This is a genomic window from Olavius algarvensis spirochete endosymbiont (assembly GCA_900608495.1).
Taxonomy (GTDB): Bacteria; Spirochaetota; Spirochaetia; order DSM-2461; family DSM-2461; genus UBA2779.
Genome location: UWYT01000094.1, coordinates 38,490 through 49,640, shown reverse-complemented (window position 1 = coordinate 49,640; position 11,151 = coordinate 38,490). Strand labels below are relative to the sequence as shown.

The 11,151-nt window shown below is 50.0% G+C and carries 8 protein-coding genes and 1 tRNA gene; 3 read left to right on the top strand and 6 right to left on the bottom strand.

Annotated elements, in window-relative coordinates; genetic code table 11:
- The 6 genes from S1OALGB6SA_RS02370 to S1OALGB6SA_RS02345 form a co-directional block, all read right to left on the bottom strand.
- Nucleotides 1–545 (bottom strand): ABC transporter permease (locus tag S1OALGB6SA_RS02370; protein WP_148084003.1); only part of this gene is annotated, 545 nt, incomplete at its 3' end.
- Nucleotides 542–1,639 carry an ABC transporter permease gene (locus tag S1OALGB6SA_RS02365; RefSeq protein ID WP_124032426.1) on the bottom strand — a complete coding sequence of 366 codons (1,098 nt, stop codon included), beginning with the start codon at nucleotides 1,637–1,639 and terminating at the stop codon, nucleotides 542–544. The genes S1OALGB6SA_RS02370 and S1OALGB6SA_RS02365, both read right to left, overlap by 4 nt.
- A gap of 18 nt (nucleotides 1,640–1,657) precedes the next feature.
- Entirely contained in the window at nucleotides 1,658–3,157 is a 1,500-nt protein-coding gene (locus S1OALGB6SA_RS02360; RefSeq protein ID WP_124032425.1) for an ABC transporter ATP-binding protein, read from the bottom strand.
- Nucleotides 3,158–3,247: 90 nt separating this feature from the next.
- Entirely contained in the window at nucleotides 3,248–4,312 is a 1,065-nt protein-coding gene (locus S1OALGB6SA_RS02355) for a BMP family lipoprotein (protein ID WP_124032424.1), read from the bottom strand.
- Between the two features lie 618 nt (nucleotides 4,313–4,930).
- The gene (locus S1OALGB6SA_RS02350; protein WP_124032423.1) at nucleotides 4,931–6,028 is read right to left on the bottom strand and encodes a WD40/YVTN/BNR-like repeat-containing protein; all 1,098 of its coding nucleotides are present in this window, start codon (nucleotides 6,026–6,028) and stop codon (nucleotides 4,931–4,933) included.
- 59 nt (nucleotides 6,029–6,087) lie between these two features.
- Nucleotides 6,088–6,161 (bottom strand) — tRNA-Pro (locus tag S1OALGB6SA_RS02345).
- A 223-nt stretch (nucleotides 6,162–6,384) separates the two neighbouring features.
- Between S1OALGB6SA_RS02345 and gtfA the strand changes: the two genes are divergently transcribed.
- From gtfA to mnmG, 3 genes are read left to right on the top strand one after another with little or no spacing between them, the layout of a single operon-like run.
- Nucleotides 6,385–7,905, top strand: coding sequence for a sucrose phosphorylase (gene gtfA, locus S1OALGB6SA_RS02340; protein WP_124032422.1), 1,521 nt, complete (start codon nucleotides 6,385–6,387; stop codon nucleotides 7,903–7,905).
- 35 nt (nucleotides 7,906–7,940) lie between these two features.
- The gene (locus S1OALGB6SA_RS02335) at nucleotides 7,941–8,867 is read left to right on the top strand and encodes a carbohydrate kinase family protein (RefSeq protein ID WP_195910248.1); all 927 of its coding nucleotides are present in this window, start codon (nucleotides 7,941–7,943) and stop codon (nucleotides 8,865–8,867) included.
- A 58-nt stretch (nucleotides 8,868–8,925) separates the two neighbouring features.
- A complete protein-coding gene (mnmG, locus tag S1OALGB6SA_RS02330) occupies nucleotides 8,926–10,842 on the top strand; it encodes a tRNA uridine-5-carboxymethylaminomethyl(34) synthesis enzyme MnmG (protein ID WP_124032420.1) in 1,917 nt (638 codons plus the stop codon).
- Nucleotides 10,843–11,151: the final 309 nt, after the last annotated feature.

Here is an 11,151-nt window from a genome sequence, read left to right as displayed (position 1 = left end):
CCTGCAGTTGCTGCGGCATAGGGGTTTTCGCCCACGGCGCTTAAACGAAAACCAAAAACTGTCCTTCGGAAAATGTAGCGTGAACCCACGATTGCTATAATCGCGAATAGGGTTATCGGGGTAAGCAGCCCGAAGAAACTCCCCTTAGCTACGGGCAAAATAGGACCAAAGGAGGCAGTCTGCGGGGAATTTCCGCGACTCCCCCAGATAACTTGCATAAGAAGAGTGGTCATACCCAATGCCAGGAAGTTCAAACCTATGCCGCTAATGATATGATTGACGTGGAAGCGTACTGTTAGAAGTCCATGCAGCAACGCAATTATCACCCCAAAGGCAATTGCCATAAGCAGTCCAATGTAGGGATTGCCGGATAAATACGTTCCTAAAATCGCACCAAATGCACCGGAGAGCATCATGCCTTCCAGACCGAGTGCCATGATGCCAACTTTCGCTGAGTACATGCCTCCAAGCGCGGCGAGCAGCAGTGGGACCGACATCCGCAGTGTTGTCGACAATAAAGAAATAACCAAATCAAAGACATTCATGGTGCTGTCCTCCGTCTATTCTTTCTCAGGCCGGTAAAGTTCGTGATTTTGCGGATTCCACCCCTTACGAAATCCATAAACGCCAGAATCATCATTGGAGCCGCCACGAATATGATAACCAGTGCCTGCAGAATTTGTATGAAGTCCGAGGGAATTCGGGATATCCGCTGGACGACTAGCGCGCCGTTCTTGAAAACACCGAACAAAATTCCGGAAAAGATGATCGGCAGAATATTTCCACCGGCTAGTGCGGACACAGCAACACCGGCGAACCCGAATCCAGTGGAAAAACCATCAATCAGCCGCGTATTGATTGCCATGATATGGAAGCTGCCCGCACAGCCTGCGACTGCCCCGCTGAGAGCCATGGAGGCGATGATCATTCGATTAACGTTTATTCCACCAGCCAGTCCCGCATTACGATTCCTCCCGGTAACCCGCATCTCGTATCCGAATACCGTATGATGAACAATGATGTATACGATTATTACGAGAATCAAGGCCAGGAAAAACGTTGGGTTGAATTGGCTTTGAGCGGAAAATCTTGGGATAATAGCTGTTTCGAGGAGACGATCGGACTGAGCGATAGCCTCGCTCGCCCGCAACGGGTAGTTCACCAGGTAGCTGCAAAAATTGGCCGCGATGGTGTTCAACATAATGGTGGTAATAACTTCATGGGCGTTAAATTTGACTTTCAGGTAACCTGCGAGCGCAGCCCAAGCTCCACCTGCGGCAGCTGCGACGAGGATTACGGTTGCCTTGTGGATTATTCCAGGCAGGGGCAGGTAGAGTCCCACCAGGGAGCCAAACACCGCACCCATATAAAGCTGACCTTCCGCACCGATGTTGATAAGCCCCGCTTTGAAAGCTACTGCGAACGAAAGCCCAGTGAGGATAAGCACTGTAGATTCGCTCAAGGTTTGAAGCAAGGAGCGCATATTGCCGGCAGCCCCAATGATAATTCCCTTATAAACCGAGAGCGGCGAGTATCCGAACGAACGGATGAGAATTGCACAGACTAGAAGTGCGAGAAGCAGTGCAGTGAATGGGATTAGAACGTTTTTCAGGCGACTTGCCAGGGGTCTTTCTGTCATGTAGATACTCCTAAATTGTCAATCCGGGTGAGATCCCGTCATGTAGAGCCCTATCTCGGTATCGCTTAACTCGGTGGGTTTTCCCTCCACGACTATCTCACCTTCGTGAATGATGAGAATTCGGTCGCTAAGGCTTTTCACTTCGTCCAGGTCTGCTGAAATCAGCAGTATCGCGTTACCGAGATCCCGGAATAGCTGAATTGATTCGTGTATATACTCCATGGCACCAATATCGACGCCGCGAGTTGGTTGAGAAATAACCGCTATAGACGGTCCTGCGCCCAATGCCCTCGCGATCAATATTTTCTGCTGATTGCCTCCGGAGAGATCACCTACAGAGGTTTGGTCGGAAGGAGTCCGCACCTGATACTCTTTGATAAGTCGTTTCGCCCTTTCCCGAGTTTTCTTCTGGCTTAAGAGAAAACCCCTTTTCAATGAGCTTTCTCGGTGATAGCCGAGGATTGCGTTTTCGTTGACGGACATATTTTCAATGAGACCGTTGAAGTTGCGGTCTTCGAACACGAAGGCGATTCCGCTCTTGAGTATATCTGGCGTCCCGGCTGGGACGGGTTGATTCTGTACGAAGACACGTCGAACTGCGGTCTCGCGCAGCCCGGCGATGGCCTCGACGAGCTCTCTTTGGCCATTGCCATCCACTCCTGCGATGCCCAGGATTTCACCTTCATGGACGGAGAAATGGATGCTTTTCAGGGCGCAATCGCCGGAGGATTCGGTTGTGATATCCTCACAGACGAACAAGGGCTCGCCAACCTTTGGAGAGGGCTTCCGCGAGTATAGTGCAACATCTCTCCCCACCATCATTTTCGCGAGGTCCTCTCGGGACTTTCCTTCCGGGTCGATACCGTCAGATACCACCACACCGTCCCGCAACACGGTGATTTCATCCGCAATCTCCAGAGCCTCGTGAAGTTTATGGGTGATGAGAACTACACCTTTGCCCTGGTCCTTTAAGATTCTGATCATTGCAAACAAATCATGGGTTTCATTTGGTGTGAGGACCGCTGTGGGTTCGTCCAGTATAAGAATATCCGACTTCCGGTGGAGGAGCTTGAGAATCTCCACCTTCTGTCGCTCACCCACAGTCATTGCTCCGGTGCGGCGGGAGAGATCAATGTCGATACCAGACTCGTGTTTCAGCCTGTTCACCTCGGAAATCATTCTTCCCCGATCAAGTTGTCCAGATTTCTTCGGTTCGAAACCAAGGACAACATTTTCGTATCCGGAAAATTCTTCCACCAGCATGAAGTGCTGATGTACCATTCCAATCCCAAGGTCGATCGCTTGATGGGAGTTTCTTAGCACTGTATTCCGACCGTCAAAGAAAAGCTCTCCTTGGTCCGGAGCGTACATCCCATACAAAACCTTCATCAAAGTGGATTTACCCGCGCCGTTTTCGCCAAGGAGAACTCTGACGCTGGCTTGGTTGATCCGGAGGTTCACATCCTTAAGGGCTTGAATTACGCCAAAGGCCTTACACAGGCCCCGTATCTCGATCATAGGCTACTCCTATAGGTATATGGGAAATCTCGGGAGGGCCCCCCCCGCATGATGCGCGTTGATTACGGGGGGCTCTGGCTCAATAACACTCTAATAGTACTGATTTTCCGCTATCCAAGCATCTACGTCGTCAACTTCACTGGGAGGAACTATCTCACCGGCGACGAGGCTCATCCTGATATCTTCAATGATATCAACCACATCTTCGGGAAGACTCACCATACTGTTCTCTGTTGTATACCCGACGACGGCTTCCTTGAAGCCCCACACATCTTTACCTGAGGACCACGCACCGTTGAGGTAGTTCTTCACGTCGTTGAAGATGATATCGTTGACGTATCGGATAGCAGTGGCCGGGATATGGTCTGGCTGATCACCGTTTTGGTTGTCTCCAACTCCAAACGCATATGCATTTGCTTCCACTGCAGCGCTGATGATACCCAATCCCGATCCTCCGGCCATCAGCTGAATGAAGTCTGCCCCCTTATCGTACATCGACAACGCCATCTCCTTGGCTTTCCCCGGATCGTTGAACGATCCAACGTCTCCAACAAGGATTTCCACATCAGGATCGACGTATCGCGCACCGGCCATGTACCCTGCGGTAGCATTCCGCAGCACCGGGAGGTCCAAACCTCGGATAATGCCGATTCTTTTTTCTTTAGGATTTATCATCGGGAAATCGGAGCGATTGGTCATCAATCCCGCAAGAACACCGGTTAAGAAGGTTTGATCTTGAAACTGCGTGACAATCGAATGCACATTGGAGAGGCCGTCGATAGAGCCGTCGAGGAGAGTGAAGGATTGATCCGGAAAATCCGTTGCGACGCTCGTCAGTGGTTCAGTCTGATCCGCACCAATCGCGATTATCAGATCGTAGATGCCCGCAGAAGCGAAAGAGCGCTGCTGGGTTTCGTAGTCACTGACAGTTTCCGGCTCACCATAGTCAAAAGTGATGCCAAGTTCATTCTCGGCCATAACCAGGCCGTCGTAGGCCATGTCGTTGAAGTTTTTGTCCCCCAGACCGGAAGTGGTCAGGATAATGCCAATTCTCAATGTACCTGCGTCCCCCGTTCCAATCGCCGCATCGCCGTTAGCAAACGCGGAAAAGATCAGAATAGATGCCGTCGCGAAGACTGCGAGAATTCTCTTCATTGTATACTCCTTTGTCGAAACGTTTTTATTTCAGAATACGTTTACACTTGATTTTCATTATAAAAAATTCCAACAACCTGTCAACAGAAAAAATCGAAAAAATATGAAAAGAGAAAACCGGCCCGAAGATTGTCATTTCGCTGCGTCCTGATACTTCTAGGTTCAAGGTTAAATTTTGCTTCATTATGGCTCTATAAGGTGCTTAACGCCATGCACTTAGCGCCCGAGCGCATCAACGGCTGTTTCATGACATGTGGTTTTCAGAACTCCCAACCTCCTCAAAATACTCGCGGACTGCTTCTTCACACGAATTTAATACCCATCTTAAGAGATGTAAGCCCCGCCAGCAAGCCATTTGACAATCGGAATATCGCTTTGGTACTTTGCTGTTCCTGAAGATGAAAGAGGCAATCTTGTCAACGCCCATTTCGGCGATGTCGGAGGTAATCTCATTCCCCGGAATAATCGCCTCGAGGGCTCCGAACTTCGATTCCTTATCACTGTCGCTTTAGCATGTATTATACGGAGTATTTTCAGTTAAACAGCCGCCAGGAGATGCCGGACTAAGCGCCTCGGCGTCTGCCGAAATCTCAATAGCCTCCTTAAAGATACGCAATTTCATTCACTGAGATCTGTCCAGTCCACTCCCCCATTCCTGGAGATATACAGATGGTCGCCATATAGCCCTGCAAAAATTGTAAGCCCATCAGAAGACATCGCCATGGATTTCCATCGCTTATCTCCCCTGATTGATGAGTCGCGAATACTGCGGTCTATCCAGGTGACTCCTCCATCCCCGGAGGTATACAGATGGCCGTATTCCTCTACCGCGACAAGCCTGGACCCATCGGAAGACATCGTGATTGAAGACCAATTCTTATTTCCAGCAATTACAGAGTCGAAAGTGCTGTGATTTGTCCAAGTGTTTCCTTCATCCGAGGAGGTATACAGGCGGCCATCATAAGGTACCACAGCAATTTTGGACCCGTCAGAAGACATCGCAACGGATTGCCAGAATACAACTTCCGTAATTACAGAATCAGTAACTCTGCTTCTTGTCCAAGTCTCTCCCGCATCCGAGGAGGTATAGAAGTGGTCGAAATCCGCTACCGCGGCAATTTTGGACCCATCGGAAGACATCGTAACTGAAAACCACCATTTATTCCCTTCTATTGCAGGGTTGAGAGTACTTCGATCTATCCAGGTTTCTCCCGCATTCGAGGAGGTATAGAGATGCTCGAAACCCGTTACCGCGGCAATTTTGGACCCATCGGAAGACATCGCAATGGACTGCCAGTATTTATCTCCTGCAATTGCAGAGTTGTCGGCATTACTGCGATCTATCCAGGTGGTTCCTCCATCTGAGGAAGTATACAGATGGCTGTATTCCGCTACTGCGGCAAGCCTGGACCCATCGGAAGACATCGTGATGGACTGCCAGGATTTATCTCCTGCAATTGCAGAGTTGTCGGCGTTACTGCGATCTATCCAGGTGGCCCCCCCATCCGCAGAGGTATACAGATGGCCGTATTCCACTACTGCGGCAAGCTTGGATCCATCGGAGGATATCGCAATAGATTTCCACAGTTTGTCACCCGCGATTACGTTATTATCTTTGGATTTAGGGCAACTAACCAATAGAGAAACCACCAACGCCGCAGCCAAGGTGTAATAGAGACTCCTGCTCAGAGTTCTGTATATCAGATAGTTTGTCATTTTCATCCCCCTCATTCCAGCTTCAGTGGAGTTTATTATGCAGTAGTCAGGCACCGAATTCGGGCTGGGCGGATTTGAACCGCCGACCCCATGTCCCCCAGACATGTACGCTAAACCCCTGCGCTACAGCCCGCCTGATTGCGTGAACTATAGTATTCGCGAACAAGGGTGTCAACGATGAGAGTGCCGGCTTGTCGGTATCGCAGTTGAAACCAGGCAATGAGTGTAAGGTATGACTCACTATGCGACTGTGGCTTGATTGAGAACTGTTGGATGCAGCAAGTAGTCTTGTGGAAATCCAGTTGAGGTTGTTTTTCAAGACAGAGTTGAGATATCTTTGAAATTAGGAGCTGCAGATGATTAATGGAGTTCATCTAATCACTTATCCGGATAGTTTGGGCCGCAATATTGCGGAACTGCATGGTTTTATGAAACGGAGACTTTCAAATTGTTTGGCAGGCGTGCACCTGCTGCCGTTTTTCCCGTCTACGGCAGATAGAGGCTTTGCTCCAACTACGTATCGAGAGGTGGATAGCGCCTTCGGGAGCTGGAAAGATGTAGAGACGCTTGGGAGTGATTTTGAGTTGACCGTTGATTTCATGATGAATCATATTTCAGTGCGATCGGCCTGGTTTTTGGATTGGTTGGAGAAGGGGAAAAATTCGCGCTGGGCAGATTTGTTTATTCCGGTTGATAAACTTTTTCCGGATGGAATCCCGAAGGACGAGCGTGCTCTCATCTACACCCGCAAACCCAGAAATCCGTGGACATCGGTGACTTTTGAAGATGGGACTGTGAGGGATGTTTGGTGCACTTTTTTCGAGGAACAGATTGATATTGATGTGTTCTCGGATGTCGGCAGGTGTTGGCTTGAATCGGAATTAGGAGAACTCTGCGCGCGGCGGGGAATTGGCACGATTCGACTCGACGCGATTGGGTACGCAACTAAGAGGCGGGGCACGAGGTTTTTCTTTGAAGAACCGGAGATTGTTGATTTGCTAACACGCTGCGTGGATATTTCCGAGCGCCACGGAGTAACCCTGTTGCCGGAGATACATGAGCATTTCAGTTACCAGGAGCGGCTGGCTGGCTTGGGAAGGGTGATGATATATGATTTTGCTCTGCCGATGTTGTTACTTCATGCCTGTTATTCGGGAAACGCTGTGCCGCTTAGAGACTGGCTGCTTCGTCGTCCTGGAAACTGTGTAACTACCTTGGACACTCACGATGGGATTGGAATTGTGGATGTGGCAGACCTGCTTAGTTCAGAGCAGATTGACTTCACGATTAACATGCTCTACGAAAAAGGTTCCAGTGTGAATAGACGGTATTCGACGGCGGACTTCGGGAATCTGGATATCTACCAGGTTAACTGCACTTATTATTCGGCGCTTGGAGAAAACGACGATGCTTATATGGTAGCGCGGGCGCTACAGTTCTTTGTGCCTGGTATTCCGCAGGTTTACTATGTTGGACTATTGGCGGGCCCGAATGATATTGAGCTTGTGCAGAAGACGCGGCAGGGAAGAGATATCAACAGGCATGGCTATAGTTTGGAGGAAGCGGAGACCCAGCTGGAGCGGCCGGTTGTGAAGAGACTCCTTCGTCTGATGGAGTTTCGCAACAGTTTTGAAGTCTTTGGCGTCGGTGGAACGGCAGTGGGCGCGAAGGTGGATTTGAGGGCGGGCAGTCTAAAACCTGGCCGGGCCGAACATGGCTTTCGGGAAATGGATGTGAGTTTGAATGAGGGAGGCGAGGTGCTAACCATTGTTAGAAGCTGGGGTGATTCCAAGGCAAGTCTGCAAGTTAATTTCTCGGAGTTCAGTGCTAAAATTGAAAGTGAGGGTGCGGCCGGACGGAAAGATTTCTGGGTTTGAATTTCTGGGTTTGATATGTTAAGGAGGTGTTTTTTGTGATTGTTAGTTGTGGTGAGGCGTTAATCGATTTTGTTCCTCGAGAGGGAGACGAACTAACATATGCGCCGTGCACTGGGGGTTCTTCTTATAATTTGGCTATCGCCGTGTCACGGCTGGGCGCTGAGGCTGGGTTCTTCGGTAAAATTTCGAGCGATTTTTTCGGAAATCTGCTCTTTAATAGATTGCTTGCGGAGAGAGTGGATACGAGCCTTATTTGTCGATCGGATCGTCTTACTACCTTGGCTTTTGTAGGAATAGAGCAGGGCAAAGAGCCGCGTTATGCCTTCTATACGCACGACTCGGCTGATAGACACCTGCTTGACGTACCTGCGAGTTTTTCGGACGAGGTGGAGTGTTTGGAATTTGGCTCGATTTCGCTTCTTCTGGAGCCAGGGGCGCGAACGATTAGAAACCTGATTCGACGGGAGGTGGGACGACGGGCCCTTTCTTACGATCCGAATATTCGTTCTATGATGGTGAGTGATGTGGAGGCGTTTAGAAGGGAGACGGAAGAACTGGCTACTCTGGCAACTATTGTGAAGGTTAGCGGCGCGGACTTGGATTGGCTTTATCCTGGAAGGAATAGAGAGGATAGCGCTCGTGCCTGGTTGGCTGCCGGAGCTGGTATTGTGGTTGTGACTCGGGGAAAGAACGGAGCTGTGCTATTGACACCTGGCTTTCGTGTGGAATCGGGAGAGTATCCGGTTGAAGTGATTGATACGGTTGGTGCCGGGGATAGCTTTCACGGTGCGCTGCTAGTGCGATTGAGTCAGTTGGGCAGGCTTTCGATGCGCTGCGGGGAGGTTTTAACCCGAGCGGAGGCGCTCGATGCTTTGAAGTTTGCGATAAAGGCATCCAGTTTGAACTGTGCCAGAAGGGGGGCGGACCCGCCTACGATGGATGATATGGCTCAGGCGGAATAGGAAGTCGCGGTCTGTTGAGTTAGAATGGGTTGTATGTGAGATTTGAAGGAGAAGAAGAGTGGATTATGAAGCACTTGTTGTCGGTGGAGGCCACGCTGGGATAGAAGCTTCATTGGCGCTCAGTCGACTTGGCTATTCGACAATGCTGGTTACGCAAAATCTGGATACGATTGGGCAGCTTTCGTGTAATCCGGCAATTGGGGGCCTGGCGAAGGGGAATATGGTTAGAGAAATTGATGCGTTGGGCGGGGAAATGGGGCGAATTATCGATAAGACGATGATTCAATTTCGAGTTTTAAACCGCAGCAGAGGTCCGGCGGTTCAGGCACCAAGAGCTCAGGCGGACAAGATGGCCTATCGTATTAGGGCGAAGAAAACCCTGGAAGCTGAGGCCAATCTGCATCTATATCAAGATACTGTTGTGGATTTCATTCTTGGAAGCGGGGATGGAGAGTCGATTGCTGTAAAGGGAGTGGTAACTGAGCGGGGCGGCAGAATTGGAGCGAGAGTGGTTGTCCTTACGACCGGGACCTTTATGAATGGGAAAATGTTTATTGGCGAGTGGGAGGGGCCGGGAGGACGAATTAGCGAAATGGCCGCCCCGGAATTGGGAAATCGACTCCGGGAGATGGGATTTGATGTTGGGCGTATGAAGACTGGAACTCCGGCACGGGTTCATCGACGTTCGATTGATGTCGATCGGATGGAAATCCAGTTCGGTGATGAAGAGGTTTTTGGCTTCAGCTTTGGGGGAGCGGAGGTGTCAAGACGACCGATGCTGCCCTGTTATATAACCTATACGAATCGGAAAACTCACGAGATTATTCGCGGGCATCTTGGCAGTTCGCCCTTGTTTTCGGGCAAAATTGCCGGAGTTGGCCCCCGTTATTGCCCCTCGATTGAGGATAAGGTTGTCAAATTTCCAGATAGAGAGAGACATCATGTCTTTGTGGAACCCGAGGGATTTGATAGCCAGGAAATCTACCTCAATGGCCTTTCCACTAGTTTGCCTGAGGATTCGCAGCGAGAGTTTATTACAAGCATCCCTGGACTCGAACACGCGCAGATAATAAAGCCGGGATATGCGGTTGAGTATGACTATTTGAATCCTTTGGAGTTGATGGCGAATCTGGAATCAAAGAGGATTCAAAATCTATTTATAGCGGGTCAGACTAATGGAACGAGTGGTTATGAGGAGGCGGCGGCGCAGGGTTTGATGGGGGGTATAAATGCGGGGCGGCGTCTGCAGGGTGAGAAGCCGCTAGTGCTCGATAGATCGGAGGCCTATATCGGTGTTCTTATTGATGACTTGGTTACTTCAGGAACCAGGGAGCCGTATCGAATGTTTACCAGCAGGGCGGAGTATCGCATTGCGCTCAGGCATGATAATGCCGATAGACGGCTTTTTGCTCGACGGAAGGAGGCGGGTCTCTTTGGCAAGGGGGATATTGAACGTTTTGAGGCTAAATGTTCAAAGATCGAGGAAATTCGCTGCTTGCTTCGGAAGAGAATCCTGGGTGAGGGTGAACTTGAAGTCGGGACGGAATTAGGAGAGGGGGCAACACGGAGGCTGGAAGGAGTTCCTACGGTGGGTGCTGCACGGAAGGCTACATGCCGGGAGGGTGAGAATTTCGAGCATTTACTGCGCGATCCTTATGTGTCCATTGAGGATTTGATTAAACTTGACCCCGCAATCGCCATGGGAGCAAATACTGATTGGCTTAAGCAAATAGAACTGGATATCAAATACGAGGGATATTTAAGACGGGAGGAGCAACATGTTCGACTTTTTCGTAAAATGGAAGGTGTTTCAATTCCAAACAAGATGGATTGGGAATCTGTATCGGGTTTGTCCGCCGAATCGAGGGAAAAATTGAGCATCATCAGGCCCGCGAGTGTTGGTCAGGCATCTCGGATACCAGGAGTGCGTTCATCTGATATCGCGGTAATTCTAGTTACTCTGGGTAGAAAATGATAGGGCTGGAACGGTGGGATGGTGATTATTTGCGGTGAAGGGTTGCGCTTAGCGTGCCTGGCTTCAGTAGTTCTGCGTTAAGACAGAGTTGCGGCGGGGCCCTTTCCCGCACAGCTTCTTCCAATGTTGAGGCCCCGGATGTAGCTTAGGCCGGCGCAGAAGGCGTTTCCAGTTTCGATTGTGTTTATATAATCCCGGTTAACGGCGGGGCAACTCGGCCCATTTCATTCGATGCGTATATTGAGAGCACCTCCACTGTCTCGGGTAATCACAGAGTTATTTGATCAGAGTCTCCAAAGTTCTCCTTCC

Excerpts from the sequence above, each read along its gene's own strand:
- S1OALGB6SA_RS02365 (WP_124032426.1), bottom strand. The coding sequence starts at position 1,639 with ATGACAGAAAGACCCCTGGCAAGTCGCCTGAAAAACGTTCTAATCCCA.
- S1OALGB6SA_RS02350 (WP_124032423.1), bottom strand. The coding sequence starts at position 6,028 with ATGACAAACTATCTGATATACAGAACTCTGAGCAGGAGTCTCTATTAC.
- gtfA (WP_124032422.1), top strand. The coding sequence starts at position 6,385 with ATGATTAATGGAGTTCATCTAATCACTTATCCGGATAGTTTGGGCCGC.
- S1OALGB6SA_RS02355 (WP_124032424.1), bottom strand. The coding sequence starts at position 4,312 with ATGAAGAGAATTCTCGCAGTCTTCGCGACGGCATCTATTCTGATCTTT.
- S1OALGB6SA_RS02360 (WP_124032425.1), bottom strand. The coding sequence starts at position 3,157 with ATGATCGAGATACGGGGCCTGTGTAAGGCCTTTGGCGTAATTCAAGCC.